Raw genomic sequence first — 13,765 nt, 5'->3', positions numbered from 1 at the left:
TTCTGACAATGGAATGACCAGCGCATGATCATCTTTCTTCTGGCCTATCTCGGCGGCGTGCTCACCATCGTCAGCCCCTGCATACTGCCTGTGATTCCCTTCGTGCTGGCGCGGGCCGATCGTCCGTTCCTCAGGAATGGCCTGCCGATGCTCGTCGGCATGGCGCTGGCGTTTGCCGTTGTTGCCAGCCTCGCTTCCGTCGCCGGCGGCTGGGTTGTCTCGGCCAATCAATACGGGCGCGTGGCCGCTCTGGCGCTGCTCGCGGTATTCGGGCTGACGCTGCTGTTTCCCGAACTGGCCGACCGGTTGATGCGGCCGCTGGTGGCGATCGGCGCGCGAATGTCCCAATCCGCCGATCAGGCCGAGGATGCCAGCCTTCTCACGCCGCTATTGCTTGGGGTGGCCACCGGTTTCCTGTGGGCCCCTTGTGCCGGGCCGGTTCTGGGACTGATCCTGACTGGAGCTGCGTTGCAGGGCGCCAGCGTGAAAACCACGCTGTTGCTTCTTACCTATGCCGCGGGCGCAGCGACCTCGCTGGCTCTGGCCCTTGTGGTCGGGGGCCGCGTTTTTGCTGTCATGAAAAAGTCGATCGGCGCCGGCGAATGGATTCGCCGCGGTCTCGGCGCGGCGGTGCTGCTCGCCATTGTCGCGATTGCGCTCGGCCTGGACACCGGTTTTCTGACGAACGTATCGATCGGCGGCACCACATCGCTTGAACAAGGCCTGCTCGACAAATTGCGCCCCAACAAGGCTGAGATGACCGGTGGTCCTTCGACGAAGCCTGCCAAATCGTCGGAGGCGTCAGCGGCAGAATTGCCCGTCGAGGATCTGATGCCTTCGCTGGCGGGCGCCGAGGAATGGCTGAACTCAAAGCCTCTCACAATGGAGGAGCTGAAAGGCAAGGTCGTCCTGATCGATTTCTGGACCTATTCATGCATCAACTGTCTGCGCGCGATCCCCTATGTTCGGGCGTGGGCCGAAAAATACCGGGATCATGGATTGGTCGTGATCGGTGTTCACGCCCCTGAATTCGCCTTCGAGCGGAACGTCGACAATGTGAAGAATGCCATCGCGACGCTCAAGATCGACTATCCCGTTGCGATTGACAATGACTACAAGATCTGGCGCGCTTTCGATAATGAGTACTGGCCGGCGCACTATTTTATCGACGCCAACGGCAAGGTTCGCCATCACCATTTCGGTGAAGGTGAGTACGCCGAATCCGAGCGCGTCATTCAAACCTTGCTCGCCGAGGCCGGCGACCAGCATGTGCCCACCGGTATCGTTGCCGTGAATGCATCGGGCGCGGAAGCCCCTTCCGCGAAAGCAGACGTCGAATCGCCCGAGACTTATATAGGCTATGACCGGATCGACCACTTCATTTCGCCCGGTGGCGTCGTACAGGATGTGAGCCACACTTACGCGGCGGGAGAACCGCAACTGAACGAATGGTCGCTGGTGGGAGAGTGGACGATCGGGGGCGAGCGCGCGCTGCTCAATGCAAAGGACGGCAGCATCGTCTATCGCTTCCACGCGCGCGATCTGCATCTCGTTCTCGGCCCCTCCGTGGAGGGCAGCCCCATTCGTTTCCGCATCACGATCGATGGAAAGGCGCCCGGCGCCGCGCACGGCATGGATGTCGACCCGGACGGGCAGGGTATCGTGACCACGCAGCGGCTGTATCAGCTCGTTCGTGAGCAGGGACCGATCGTCGATCACACCTTCGAAATCCGGTTTCTTGACCCCGGCGTGCAAGCTTACGCCTTTACGTTCGGCTGACCGCGCGCGTTCCGCTCGCCGATCGGTCGCGGCCAATGCGCGTGCGTTCCGGAGATTCGGAAAACCTGATCTACGCGAAATGGTGCACGCGTATGAGCCGGCGTCGAGCCGGCTTCATTTTGGCAACGCGGTGAAAACGGCTTTCCTGATACTCGCGTCCGCTTCCTTCGCGGGCTTTTCCGACCCGGAAGCAGTCATGGTCCTCAGGATATAGATCCCTCCCGCCTTGCGCGGGACCGCGAGATAATAGTTCGTCGCCGACACGTCTTTCACCTGGCAGGTCGAGAAGACGCGGATCAGCTGTTCCTTGCCGTCGTCGGGAATCGAGCCCGAGAAAAACATCCCCTTGCAAGCCTTCGCGTCATTGCCAATGACGGCCGATCTGAGTTCATCAAGGTCCTTTGCTGTGGCCGTGGGCAAAATATTAATGGTGCCGATCACATTGCTGGCTGCCCAGATCGCGTCCGCCTTTAATTCCGGGAATTCTTGCGCGGTCGCGATCCGGAAACCTGTAATGCCTGCTTGAGACAGGAGATTGGCGGTAATCACGGTCGCTTCCGCTCTGAAGTCGCCGCGCTGGCCAACCGGCGCTGCCGTCCGGGTCGCGGTCGAAGCCAGGACCGGCGCTGGGTTAAGTTGCTGCGTGACGCAATTGAGAAGCGCAGGCAGCAATTTCGCGGTGTCGGTCAGGTTGAAGGTAAAAACCTGATTGGCGGCGGCAATGCGAAGGAAATAGCCACGGCTGAATTCCTTGAAGCGATCGGAATCTCCTCCGAATCCGATCAAGGCCTGCTTGTTTGAAACCACCTTCGCCGTCGTCGCCCGAGGCTCGCCGCCGTCGACAACATAGGCCAGATTAATGTCGGTGCCCGGCGTCAGATTCCAGGCCGGATGGGAAAACGCGACACCCCACTTGTATTCCCTATTGATGAGGAGGGTGACGATGACGCCGCTATTGTAACTGGCCGAGCCTGCACAGTGGCTGAACTTGCCCTGAGGGCCGTCAGAATAGGCCCCGCTGTCCCACGCGCCCACCTTGAAATGCTTCAACTGCGCCGCTTCGCTTGGCTGAAACGCGATCCAGCAAATGATAGCCGCAAGTCCAAGTATCCTTCGCATTGGCCATTCCCCATTTTTGGAGAATGATTCCTCAATTCAACCAAGGCGACAAGTAGCCATAATGCCTACTTGAGCGTGTATTGCCAAAGCGGGTCTCGCTGTGCCCCCAAAACTGCCGGGACTTTCACTCCGCCGTCCGCGCCCTTCGGCCCTCGATCGGATAGGCCGGATCGTTGAAGCCGGGCGTCGATGGATGGCCGCTCGCGACGAGACGGTCGATCAGCGCTTCGTCCTCGACGGTGAAGCGATAATCGAGCGCGCGCAAATAGTCGTCCCATTGTTCTTCGGTGCGCGGGCCGGCGATCACAGCCGAGACAAACGAAGAGTTCAGCACCCATGACACCGCGAATTGTCCGGCGGTGATGCCCTTTGCTTCGGCGTGCTGTTTGATCTGTTGCGCGAGTTGCAGCGATTCCGGCCGCCATTCGGTTTGCATCATGCGGGTGTCGTTGCGGCCTGCGCGCGTTTCCTTGTCGGGCGCCGCGTCAGGGCGGTATTTGCCGGTGAGAACGCCGCGCGCCAGCGGGCTGTAAGGCACGATGCCAAGGCCGTAATAACCGCAGGCCGGAAAGTGCTCGACCTCGGGCATGCGGTTCATGGCGTTGTAATAGGGCTGGCTGACGACCGGGCGATCGATGCCGAGGTTATCGCAGATGTTGCAAATCTCGGCGACGCGCCAGGCGCGATAGTTCGAGACGCCGAAATAACGTATCTTGCCCTGGCGCATCAGTTCGCCCATCGCGCGCACGGTTTCGTCCAGCGGCGTCGAATGGTCTTCCTTGTGCAGATAATAGATGTCGATGTAGTCGGTGCCGAGCCGCTTCAGGCTTTCTTCGGCGGCCTGGAATACCCAGCGCCGTGACAGTCCAGCGCGATTGGGATCGTCGCCCATCGGGTTGGCGAGTTTCGTTGAGAGGATCCAGCCCTGCCGATTGTTGGAGATGGCGCGGCCGACCACTTTTTCGGAGTTGCCGCCGTTATAGGCGTCCGCGGTATCGATGAAGTTGATGCCGGCCTCGCGCGCCTTGGCGACGATCCGTCCCGAGGTCGCCTCATCGGCCGGGCCGCCGAACATCATGGTGCCCAGGCAGATCGGAGAGATCTTCAGGCCGCTGCGGCCGAGTTGACGATATTGCATCGGTTGGTCCTTCGCAGATGACGCCAAACGTCAGGAGTCGTTCTTCAATATCTTGAACACGCCGTTGGCCATGACGATAGTGCGATTATTCGCGGTCACCTCGGTGGTCACGAAAATGAGACTGCGGGTGGTGCGGACCACGCGCGGCCGGGCCAGCAACGTCTCGCCGATTTTTCCGCTATCTACAAAATGAACGTCGAGCTGGACGGTCGCCAGCGTCGGCCGGCCCGACACATATCTCGCGGTCATGCCGCAGGCGCGATCCGCGAAGGTCATCAACAGTCCGCCCTGTACCAGGCCGCGGCGGTTATGGTGCTTGTCCTGCGCCACCAGCGCATATTCGTGCTCGCCATCGACAACCCGCTGCCACAGCGGCCCGACCAGGTTGAGAAATCCCGTGGTGTCGACTATGGACCAGCCGTCGGATTTGAGCTTCTCCGCGGCCACGTCCGTCATGTCAGGGCTTTCCAGTCTCGGCGAGATATTGAGGATTTCCAGTCATTTCATCAATCGCCGGCGTGGTGTAGTCAAGCGGGATGATCCGGCCATTTGATGATACCACCCGGCGGAATATTGCAGAACTTTGCGCTGAATTCGCGCGCCTGCCTGCGAGCGAACCTGCGCCGACGCTGAAGCGGGCTGCCGTCGCTATCGTTCTCGTCGAAGCGGGCGATGTTGCTGATGGAACGGCGTTCGTGCTGACCCGGCGCGCCGCCGGTTTACGAACGCACCGCGCGCAATGGGCCTTGCCAGGCGGACGCTGCGACAAGGGCGAGACGCCGGTCACTGCCGCGCTGCGCGAGCTTCATGAAGAACTCGGCCTTGCGCTGGAGCCTGAGCATGTCCTCGGCGTGCTCGACGATTATCCGACCCGCTCGGGTTATCTCATCACGCCCGTCGTGCTGTGGGCCGGCAAAGGCGCGGTCATTTTACCCAATCCTGAAGAGGTTGCCTCGGTGCATCGGATCACGCTGGAGGATATCGAACAGGTCGACGCCTTCGACTTTACGCTCATTCCGGAAAGCACGCGCCGCGTGATCCGGTTTCGTCATGCCGGCCAATTCATCCATGCGCCAACGGCGGCGCTGATCTACCAATTCCGCGAAGTGCTGGCTGGTCGCGATACCCGCGTTGCGGAGCTGGAGCAGCCGGTCTTCGCCTGGAAGTAGCTGCATCCCCCCGTTGTCCGGAAGCTGGGTTGCGGACCCCGCACCTTTCGACGACGATGCGATCGGACAAAACAATAATCCTTACAATAATCCTCGGGGAGTTCTTCGAAATGCGCATCTGGAAGATATGGGCTTGCGCCGCCGCGATCGCTTTCGCCATGTCGGGCGCTTCCGACCGCGCCGCCGCCCAGACCTATCCGAACCGGCCGATTACGCTGGTGATTCCGTTTGCGCCCGGCGGCAGCACCTCGATTGTCGGACGTGTGATCGCCGACAAGATGGCGCAGTTGCTGGGTCAAGGCGTCGTCGTCGACAACCGTCCGGGCGCAGGCGGCACCGTCGGCACCAAGTTCGTGGCCAAGAGCGATCCCGATGGCTACACGATCCTGTTGGGCTACACCGGTACGCTTGCGATCGGACCGTCGCTTTACAAGGATGTCGGCTACGACCCTCGCAAGGATTTCGCGCCGATCGGCATGATCGGCAACGCACCCAGTGCGCTGGTGGTGCATCCCTCATTCCCTGCGAAGTCGGTCGCCGAGTTGATCGCCTATGCCAAGGCCAACCCGGGCAAGGTCAATTTCGGCTCTGCCGGCGTGGGATCGGTCAACCATATCACCGGCGAATATTTCGCCCGTTCGGCCGGCATTACCCTGGTGCACATTCCCTATAAGGGCACCGGTCCGGCGCTGACCGATCTTTTGGGCGGGCATATCCCGATGGCTTTGGCGCCAATCCCTGCCGTTCACGCCAATGTCGCGGCCGGGCTGCTGCGCGCGCTGGCGGTGACGGGCAAGACCCGCAATGGTCTGATGCCGGATGTGCCGACGATTGCCGAGACAGGGCTGACCGGATTCGAAGCGTCGCTCTATTATGGTCTGGTGGCGCCGGCCGGCACGCCGCGCCCCATTGTCGAGCGGCTGAACAAGGAATTGCAGGCCGCGCTCGCCTCCGACGAGGTGAAGAAGCAATTGGCGGCTGACGGCACCGAGATCACGCCGGGAACGCCGGAAGAATACGCCGATTTCATCGACAAGGATGAAAAGAAGTGGTCGGAACTCGTCAAGGCCAGCGGCGTCGAACAGGAATGAGAGAACGCGGCGCGATTTCCGTACTGTTTCGGGGCTGACTTGCGCGGTGTGCTTGCTACAAGCATGTCATGCGCCCTCATGCGATTCGCTGTTGCTATGGCTGCCTTTCGGCCGCGTTGCTGCTGATCGCGGCGCAGGCGGGTGTGCATGCCACGCCGCTCCCTGCTGCGGTCACCGGGGCGATGGCGCAGGTGGCCTCGCCCCAGGCGATCGCGGAATATCGCCGCAAGCTCAGGGAATATCAGGAGGCGCGCGCCGCATTCGAACAAGCGGCAGATGCCTATTGGGGGGCGATCACCGAAAAGCGGCGGGGCCGTAACGCCAAGCGGCGCGAGCATCAACCGATTGAACTCGACGATTATGTGCTGACGCAGCCGCCGGTTTACGCCGGGCCGAAACGGCCGATAAATCCGTCGCCGGAAGCGGAGCCGGAGCGGCCGCCGCGCGAGCGCAAATATATCCCCGTCGTCGCCGATCTCATGAAGGCTGCCGCCGAGCAATTCCAGTTTGCGCCGCAACGACCAGCCAACGAGATCGAATTCAAGCGAGCTTATGCCCGCTACGCGACGGCGTCCGGGCTGACGCGCGAGCAGGCGGTGCGGGTCTATTCGTTCGAGACCGGCGGCACCGGCAATTACGACGTTCAATCGGGGATCGAGCATGGCGGCACGCGCGCGATCTCCACCGCGATCGGCTACAACCAGCTCCTCACCACCAACAGTGTCGAGGTCATGGCCGAGCAGGGTCCTGAGTTCATCAGGGCCGTCACGGCAAGGGCCGCACAATTATCCGGCCCGGCGCGCAAGGCGATGGACTACAAGGTCGCCGTGCTGAAGCGGATGGTGGCACTGGCGCGTTCGGTACCGGACGATTGGTCGGCGCATGAGAAGCTCGCGAATACGCCGCAGGGCTGGGCGATCCATGCCATGGTGCTGGACATCGACGTCGGTCCGATGCTGCAAACCCACAAGCTTCTGACGTCCGTGATCTTTGCGCGCGCCAAGGGCTATACCCGCCCGCTCACCGCTGCCGAACTGGAGATGATGAATCTGACCGGCGACGGCACCGGCCTCGACATGGTGACAATGCCGCAGGCCCTGCGCGAGCAGGTCCCGACTTCGAACTTTTTCCAGCGCAACGGCTACGAACGCAATCCTGTGGCGATCCGTCACAACACGGTGGCGAAGCTGCTGGCGGTCACTGACAGCAGGATGGACAGCAACAGCAATTTGCAGGGCGCCAGGGACCTCGCGGCGGCGTTTTAGGACTCACCCTCCGCCGGACGGGAGGGTAAAGTTGGCGGCGCTGCTTCTTAGTTCGCTCCGAACAGGAATTTGCCGTCGCCTTCAAGGTACGGTCCGGTCCGCATATAGAGCTGTCCGTTCTGTCCGATGAAGAACAAGGTGCCCTTCGGCACCTTCTTGGCTCCCTTCAGCAGTAAGCCGGCATTGTTGGTGCCCATCTTGTACGAAAACGTTTTGCCCTCCTTGTCGTAGCCGTAGCCCATATCCGGGCTGAGCACCCAGGGGGTTGGCGCCGCGGTTTGAGCAAACGCAGCCGTTGTCAGCGCGGTGAGCGCGGCGGCTATCAAAAGGGTTTTCGTCAATGATCTCGTCATCCTGCAGTCTCCCGGCACCGGTTCGAAAATTGAAAGGTGGCCCCATCTTGAACAAATCACGAACGTCATTCGCCCGTCAATATCATGATGCGGTTCGCCGTATCACGTTTTTCCCCGCGACTTTGTGATTTTCCGCTTCCGACTTCGCGACTATCTTCCTGTTTCAGTCTACAAACCGTATTTGCAAAAACAGGTCATAGGGATGATTCGGATGAACCTCGTCATAAAAATTTGTCTCGGTGCGGCGCTGTCATTTGTGACGCTGGTCCCCCTGGCCCAGGCTGATGATTTCGAACTCAGCCACAATCAGCGCATTGCATGCAGCCGCGGCTTGAGCGCAGGAAAGCTCAACACCGCAACCTGCAAATCCTATGCTTACATTTTCAACACCAAGACGTCGGAATATTTCAGATGTCAGGTCAGTCTGGCGCTGACGCGGGACAACAAGGAAGTGATCAACGTGCAGACCGATGGCGGCTGCACCAAAAAGCCCCGCATCTTCGAGAGCGACTCGCATTACTCGTTCGACGCGACCGAAACCGAAGCACCCAACACCAATTCGTTTTTTGGTCCCGGCGGCTACGCCATATGGGCGAGCGACAACACCGCACAGAAGGCTCGCGGCTGCATCACCATCAGTTCCGGCCTTGGCTCCGACATTTCAAAATGCGTCGACATGACGTTTCAGTGACCGGCGCGATATCTGTGGTCCTCGCGCCGGCCTGAAACACGCCATCTAGCCGTAGGTCTTCAGGTCGGGATCAAGCTCTAGCGGCTCATGCGTGCCGAAGCGGGATGCCCCGGCACCTTGAAGCGCTTGCCGGTGTCCGTGACCTTGGTGCCGTTGACTTTCAGGATCGAGAAATCCTGGTCCAGATAGTTGCCGACCAGAATGTATTTGCCGTCGGGCGTGAACTGCGCGGCTTCGGGCAGGCCGCCGACCTCGATATCCCCGATCTTGGTTACCTTCTTGCCGTCGATCTTCAACACCGAGACGCTGCCGTTCTTCTTGTAGAAAAACGCATTCTTCATGTTGGAGCCGCGAAGGATGACGGAGACTGCGAGATCGCCCTTCGGTGACACCGCCAGCCCCTCGGGGCCGTCCCCGACCACCACCCGATCGATGATGCGCGGCGGATTGGCCTCCAAATCGATTACGCTTGAGGTGTCGACGTTGCCGTCGGACGAGCCGGCGCCGCCATTGTCCGACGTCAGCGCAATCTTGCCGTTGGGTGTCACCACGACATTGTACGGCCATTGGCCGGTCGGCAGGTCGATCTTGTTATAGGTCACCTTGTCGCCGGCGATATCGAGCATCGATACCTTGTTGGCGGGGAACCTCACCGCCAGTGCCCGCTTGCCATCCGGCGTGAACATCACATGCGCCACGCTGTCCGGCATCGCGATGGTATCGGTGACCTTGACGTCGGTGCCGTTGATCGAGAGCACGCTGATCGAATTGTCGCCGCGATTGGCCACCAGCGCCATCTTGCCGGACGGACTGATGTTCAACCCGGATGGCTGTTTGCCACCGGTGATGGTTGCCGCCAGTTTGGGCGGGTTGGCTTTCAGGTCGATGACGTAAATCTTGTTATCCGGCACCTGTTTCAATGTGTCGCCATCCTTGGTCACGTCGACCGAATCCGCCACCAGGGCGATCGAACCGGTCGGGTCGATGTCGACATTGACGGGTGGTCCGACCACTGAATTCTTCAGAGGCAGCGAAGCGGCAATCTTGGGACTTTCGGGATTGGCGAGATCGACGATCAGCACCTGATCCTTGCCATCCGGGGCGAGAATGGCCTTTCCATCGGCGTCCCATAACGTCTTTTCGTCGAGACCGACGATCATGAACGGCTTGGCATAAGCGAGATTGAGGCTGGAACTGGCGAGCAGGATGGCTGCTCCCACAGATAATCGAACCGCACGATTGGCAGGCATTGTAGCGTTCTCCCAGATATGACCGGCCTCTGATGGACCGGTTTCGCGATCCTACCGTACGCGTTCGGGCGCGAGGCGGCTAGTGCGGAGCGACGGCAGGGAGGATGCAACAGGCCCCGGCCGGATCGCCAGATCGTCGAAAGAAATTTGGCGCGGTGTAGGCCAGATGTTTTCCGCAAGCTGCCGCCTGCGACGGTGTCGTTCGCATCCAACTTAATTGTCGCAGCTTCATCTTTGACCGGTCGGATGGGTTGACCCCCGGCCTTCGTCCGTCCTATTTCCCGCACTGATTGTGGGGGAATAATTCAAATGAATTTCAAGTTGATGGCTGCCGCTGCGGCGATGGCGGCGGTTTTATCGGCGCCGGCGGCGCGGGCCCAGCAATTTGTCAACGTGCTGACCGGCGGCACATCCGGCGTGTATTACCCGCTCGGCGTCGCCATCGGAAAAATCTTCAGCGATAAACTTCCGAATGTGAAGACTCAGGTCCAGGCCACCAAGGCGTCGGTGGAGAATCTGATTCTGCTGCAGCAGGGCCGCGGCGAGGTCGCATTTGCGCTCGGCGACTCGCTGAAGGCCGCTTGGGAAGGCGACGAGGAAGCCGGATTCAAGAGCAAGCTAACTAAGCTTCGCACCATCGGCGCGATTTATCCGAACTATATCCAGATCGTCGCGACCGCCGACAGCGGCATCAAGACGCTGGCCGATCTCAGGGGCAAAAGCCTTTCGGTGGGGGCGCCGAAATCCGGCACCGAGCTCAACTCGCGCGCCATCCTTGCGGCTGCGGGACTGAGCTACAAGGATATCGGCAAGGTCGAATATCTGCCGTTCGCCGAATCCGTCGACCTGATGAAGAACCGGCAACTGGACGCGACGTTGCAGTCGGCCGGTCTCGGTGTTGCCTCGCTCAAGGATCTAAGCACATCGACGGATATTACCGTCGTGTCGGTTCCCAAGGACGTGGTCGACAAGATCGGTCCGCCGTTCGTATCGGTGATAATCCCCGCCAACACCTACACCGGCCAGGAAAAGGATGTGCCGACCGCGGCGGTGGTCAACTATCTGGTGACGAGCACGGCCGTTTCCGACGATCTCGCGTACCAGATGACCAAGCTGATTTTCGAGTCGTTGCCGGAGCTGGCGAATGCGCATGCGGCCGGCAAGGAGATCAAGCTTGAGAACGCAGCGATTGGCAGCCCAATACCGCTGCATCCCGGTGCGATCCGCTATTACAAGGAAAAAGGTTTGATCAAATAAGGTGACCGTTTCAGATGTCATGGCCGAACTCGACCCGGACATTTATCTTTTAAGTAAATTCATTTTTGATGGATGCGCCGATCGAGCCCGCGCATGACGTATCTTTAGCAGGCGTGCAGTGATATGGCATCGGTCGCGGGGGGACGACAAAGATGTTGCAGGCTGGGGGCGCCGATGAGCCCGGCAAGGTCAAATTCGATAATTTCGAGCATGGGTTTCCGGAAGGCTTCGGCCCCGGTGGCTGGGGACATCTGGCCTACGCCATAGGCATCGCGTTCGCGACTTTTCAGCTCGTCGTCGCGGCGTGGAATTTCCTGCCGAGCCAGGTTGTGCGCGGCGTTCACGTCGGCTTTCTGATCCTGATGACCTTTGGCCTGATCGGCAACTTCACCGCCAAAAGCAACGCCGGTCGCGCTGCGGGCTGGCTGATCGGTAGCATAGGATTTCTGTGCGGGTTGTATCAGTGGATTTTTTATGCCGACCTGATCGCGCGCGACGGCGATCCGACACAGCTCGATCTTGCGGTCGGAACCCTACTCGGAATTCTGATTTTTGAGGGCACACGGCGGTTGATGGGTCTCGCGCTGCCGCTGATGTGCGGTTCGTGCATTCTCTACTGGTTCTTTGGCCAGTATCTGCCGGCGCCGTTCAACCATCGCGGCTATGGCTTCGATCAGATCATCACGCATTTGTCCTATGGCACCGAAGGATTTTATGGCGTGCCGATTTACGTCTCGGCGACCTATATTTTCCTGTTCATCCTGTTCGGCTCGTTTCTCGAGCGCGCCGGGATGATCCAGCTATTCACGGATGTATCGCTTGGCCTTTTCGGCAGCACCCGCGGCGGCCCGGCCAAGGTTGCGGTATTCGCCTCGGGCATGATGGGAACGATCTCGGGCTCGGGCGTCGCCAATGTCGTCACCGTCGGCCAATTCACCATTCCGCTGATGATCAAGTTCGGCTACCGCCGTGCCTTCGCCGCCGGCGTCGAGGCCACCGCTTCGATGGGCGGACAGATCATGCCGCCGGTGATGGGGGCGGTCGCCTTCATCATGGCCGAGACCCTGGGCGTCGACTATTCCGTCATCGTCAAGGCGGCGGTGATCCCCGCAATCCTCTATTTCGCCTCCGCGTTCTGGATGGTGCACCTTGAGGCCGGCAAGCACGGTCTCGTCGGCATGAAGCGCGCCGAGATCCCGAGCGCCTGGAAGGCGCTGGTGGCGCGCTGGTATCTGGCGTTGCCGCTGGCAGCGCTGGTCTACATGCTGTTCGAGGGCTTTACGCCGCTTTATGCCGGCAGCGTTGGGCTGGCGCTGACGGTGGCGTTGATCCTCGGCGCCAGCATCACACTCGGCTTTTCCAGTAACGCGTTGCGATATGTGTTCTGGATTGGGTTGGCGCTGGTGGTCGCAGCCGTATCGCATAATGGCCTCGAGATTATCCCTGTCGTAAGCGTCGTCGGCGCGCTAGTGCTGATCTCGGCGATCACGCGCGGCGGCCGGGCTACGCTTGCGGCCTGCCGCGATTCACTGGCCGACAGCGCCAAGTCGGCGCTCACCGTCGGCATGGCCTGCGCGATCGTCGGCAGCATCATCGGCATGATGACGCAGACCGGTGTCGGCACCATCTTCGGCGGCTGGATTATCGGGTTGGGTGCGAAGAGCCTGTTCATGGCGCTGGTCATGACCATGCTGCTGTCGATTCTGCTCGGCACCGGCATTCCGACCATCCCGACCTATATCATCACCGCGGCGCTGGCAGCGCCGGCGCTCGCCAAGCTCGGCGTCGCGCTGATCGTCAGCCACATGTTTGCGTTTTATTACGGCATCATGGCCGACCTCTCTCCGCCGGTTGCGCTGGCGGCGCTGGCGGCTGCGCCGATCGCCAAAGAAAATCCGAACAAGATCGGCTGGGAGGCGATGCGCATTGCGCTCGCCGGCTACGTCATTCCCTTCGTGTTTGTGTATTCGCCCTCGCTGATGCTGCAGCCCGGCGACCCGATGGCGGCCCAGCTCGGCTTCTACGGCGCGGTGGCATTCGCGACCTTCAAGGCGCTGGTCGCCATCGCCCTGTTCGGCATGGTCGCGATCGGTTTCCTGTTTACGCGGCTGACGCTGCTGGAACGGGCCACGGCCTTTGCCGCAGCGCTGTGCCTGCTGGGAGATTTCCTCTTCAGCGATACCGCAGGTTTCCTGCTGACAGTGGCCATCGTGCTCTGGCAGTGGCGGCAGCGGCCGCGCACCGCGGTGGCGGCGGCTTGAGCCTTTGCCTCGCCTCGGCTGGCGTCGTGAAAGCGCTGTCCGTCGCGGCCTTTACGCTGGTATGGACCCATTCGGTCGAAAAGACCGATTGGCAGGAAGACTGGCGCGTCACACCGGAAGGGCTCGAACTGGTACAGGCCCGCGTCAAGGGCTCCGGCGCCGGCATGGAGCCGCCGCCCGAGGCACGGCTTGTCGATGGCTGGTTTCAATGGCAACCGAAACGCGCGCCAATGCCGCAGGTGGTGCTGGGCAATTCCGGCGCCGCGGGCGAATGGCGACTATGTCATGATGGAAATTGCCGGACGCTGTCGGATATTTTAGGGCATCCGGTGGGGGCTCATGTCACGATCATGAGTGCTTGCGAACCATAACAATCAAGGCAGCGGGAGAAG

The 13,765-nt window shown here is 60.7% G+C and carries 13 protein-coding genes; 8 read left to right on the top strand and 5 right to left on the bottom strand.

Annotated elements, in window-relative coordinates:
• The first annotated feature begins 24 nt into the window (after window positions 1-24).
• On the top strand, window positions 25-1,779 hold the full coding sequence (locus BLV09_RS21910; protein ID WP_146688873.1) for a cytochrome c biogenesis protein DipZ: 1,755 nt from the start codon (window positions 25-27) through the stop codon (window positions 1,777-1,779).
• 114 nt (window positions 1,780-1,893) lie between these two features.
• On the opposite strand, the gene BLV09_RS21905 is transcribed toward BLV09_RS21910, so the two are convergent.
• The 3 genes from BLV09_RS21905 to BLV09_RS21895 all read right to left on the bottom strand — a co-directional run bounded on the left by BLV09_RS21905 (window position 1,894) and on the right by BLV09_RS21895 (window position 4,492).
• Window positions 1,894-2,898, bottom strand: a complete 1,005-nt coding sequence (locus BLV09_RS21905) for a hypothetical protein (RefSeq protein ID WP_146688872.1) — start codon at window positions 2,896-2,898, stop codon at window positions 1,894-1,896.
• Between the two features lie 124 nt (window positions 2,899-3,022).
• Complete coding sequence (locus BLV09_RS21900; RefSeq protein ID WP_146688871.1) at window positions 3,023-4,036, bottom strand: aldo/keto reductase; 1,014 nt, start codon at window positions 4,034-4,036, stop codon at window positions 3,023-3,025.
• A 30-nt stretch (window positions 4,037-4,066) separates the two neighbouring features.
• Entirely contained in the window at window positions 4,067-4,492 is a 426-nt protein-coding gene (locus tag BLV09_RS21895; RefSeq protein ID WP_146688870.1) for a PaaI family thioesterase, read from the bottom strand.
• Window positions 4,493-4,572: 80 nt separating this feature from the next.
• Here BLV09_RS21895 and BLV09_RS21890 point away from each other — a divergent pair, with 80 nt between their 5' ends.
• The 3 genes from BLV09_RS21890 to BLV09_RS21880 all read left to right on the top strand — a co-directional run bounded on the left by BLV09_RS21890 (window position 4,573) and on the right by BLV09_RS21880 (window position 7,561).
• Window positions 4,573-5,205, top strand: coding sequence for an NUDIX hydrolase (locus BLV09_RS21890; RefSeq protein WP_146688869.1), 633 nt, complete (start codon window positions 4,573-4,575; stop codon window positions 5,203-5,205).
• 110 nt (window positions 5,206-5,315) lie between these two features.
• On the top strand, window positions 5,316-6,296 hold the full coding sequence (locus BLV09_RS21885; protein ID WP_146688868.1) for a Bug family tripartite tricarboxylate transporter substrate binding protein: 981 nt from the start codon (window positions 5,316-5,318) through the stop codon (window positions 6,294-6,296).
• Window positions 6,297-6,364: 68 nt separating this feature from the next.
• Window positions 6,365-7,561, top strand: a complete 1,197-nt coding sequence (locus BLV09_RS21880; RefSeq protein WP_146688867.1) for a hypothetical protein — start codon at window positions 6,365-6,367, stop codon at window positions 7,559-7,561.
• Between the two features lie 47 nt (window positions 7,562-7,608).
• On the opposite strand, the gene BLV09_RS21875 is transcribed toward BLV09_RS21880, so the two are convergent.
• Window positions 7,609-7,914, bottom strand: coding sequence for a hypothetical protein (locus BLV09_RS21875; protein WP_146688866.1), 306 nt, complete (start codon window positions 7,912-7,914; stop codon window positions 7,609-7,611).
• 211 nt (window positions 7,915-8,125) lie between these two features.
• Here BLV09_RS21875 and BLV09_RS21870 point away from each other — a divergent pair, with 211 nt between their 5' ends.
• Complete coding sequence (locus BLV09_RS21870) at window positions 8,126-8,605, top strand: hypothetical protein (protein ID WP_146688865.1); 480 nt, start codon at window positions 8,126-8,128, stop codon at window positions 8,603-8,605.
• Window positions 8,606-8,682: 77 nt separating this feature from the next.
• Here the strand turns inward: BLV09_RS21870 and BLV09_RS21865 are convergent, their stop codons facing one another.
• A complete protein-coding gene (locus BLV09_RS21865) occupies window positions 8,683-9,855 on the bottom strand; it encodes a beta-propeller fold lactonase family protein (protein WP_174556559.1) in 1,173 nt (390 codons plus the stop codon).
• A 309-nt stretch (window positions 9,856-10,164) separates the two neighbouring features.
• On the opposite strand from BLV09_RS21865, the gene BLV09_RS21860 reads away from it, so the two are divergent.
• From BLV09_RS21860 to BLV09_RS21850, 3 genes are all read left to right on the top strand, one after another.
• Entirely contained in the window at window positions 10,165-11,112 is a 948-nt protein-coding gene (locus tag BLV09_RS21860) for a TAXI family TRAP transporter solute-binding subunit (RefSeq protein WP_146688864.1), read from the top strand.
• 152 nt (window positions 11,113-11,264) lie between these two features.
• Entirely contained in the window at window positions 11,265-13,373 is a 2,109-nt protein-coding gene (locus BLV09_RS21855; protein WP_146688863.1) for a TRAP transporter permease, read from the top strand.
• Window positions 13,370-13,744: a DUF1850 domain-containing protein gene (locus BLV09_RS21850; RefSeq protein ID WP_433994436.1), complete on the top strand. Its 375-nt coding sequence runs from the start codon at window positions 13,370-13,372 to the stop codon at window positions 13,742-13,744. Before BLV09_RS21855 ends, BLV09_RS21850 begins: the two co-directional genes overlap by 4 nt.
• Window positions 13,745-13,765 lie beyond the last annotated feature (21 nt).

Source organism: Bradyrhizobium canariense (assembly GCF_900105125.1).
Classification (GTDB): Bacteria; Pseudomonadota; Alphaproteobacteria; order Rhizobiales; family Xanthobacteraceae; genus Bradyrhizobium; species Bradyrhizobium canariense_A.
The sequence above is the reverse complement of the archived record's forward strand: the minus strand, read 5'-3'. Positions and strand labels throughout refer to the sequence as shown.

What these genes read in the sequence shown, in the direction of transcription:
- BLV09_RS21895 (WP_146688870.1), bottom strand. Translation starts at nt 4,492, where the DNA reads ATGACGGACGTGGCCGCGGAGAAGCTCAAATCCGACGGCTGGTCCATA.
- BLV09_RS21875 (WP_146688866.1), bottom strand. Translation starts at nt 7,914, where the DNA reads ATGACGAGATCATTGACGAAAACCCTTTTGATAGCCGCCGCGCTCACC.
- BLV09_RS21855 (WP_146688863.1), top strand. Translation starts at nt 11,265, where the DNA reads ATGTTGCAGGCTGGGGGCGCCGATGAGCCCGGCAAGGTCAAATTCGAT.
- BLV09_RS21885 (WP_146688868.1), top strand. Translation starts at nt 5,316, where the DNA reads ATGCGCATCTGGAAGATATGGGCTTGCGCCGCCGCGATCGCTTTCGCC.
- BLV09_RS21905 (WP_146688872.1), bottom strand. Translation starts at nt 2,898, where the DNA reads ATGCGAAGGATACTTGGACTTGCGGCTATCATTTGCTGGATCGCGTTT.
- BLV09_RS21910 (WP_146688873.1), top strand. Translation starts at nt 25, where the DNA reads ATGATCATCTTTCTTCTGGCCTATCTCGGCGGCGTGCTCACCATCGTC.
- BLV09_RS21880 (WP_146688867.1), top strand. Translation starts at nt 6,365, where the DNA reads ATGCGCCCTCATGCGATTCGCTGTTGCTATGGCTGCCTTTCGGCCGCG.
- BLV09_RS21900 (WP_146688871.1), bottom strand. Translation starts at nt 4,036, where the DNA reads ATGCAATATCGTCAACTCGGCCGCAGCGGCCTGAAGATCTCTCCGATC.
- BLV09_RS21865 (WP_174556559.1), bottom strand. Translation starts at nt 9,855, where the DNA reads ATGCCTGCCAATCGTGCGGTTCGATTATCTGTGGGAGCAGCCATCCTG.
- BLV09_RS21890 (WP_146688869.1), top strand. Translation starts at nt 4,573, where the DNA reads ATGATCCGGCCATTTGATGATACCACCCGGCGGAATATTGCAGAACTT.
- BLV09_RS21860 (WP_146688864.1), top strand. Translation starts at nt 10,165, where the DNA reads ATGAATTTCAAGTTGATGGCTGCCGCTGCGGCGATGGCGGCGGTTTTA.
- BLV09_RS21870 (WP_146688865.1), top strand. Translation starts at nt 8,126, where the DNA reads ATGAACCTCGTCATAAAAATTTGTCTCGGTGCGGCGCTGTCATTTGTG.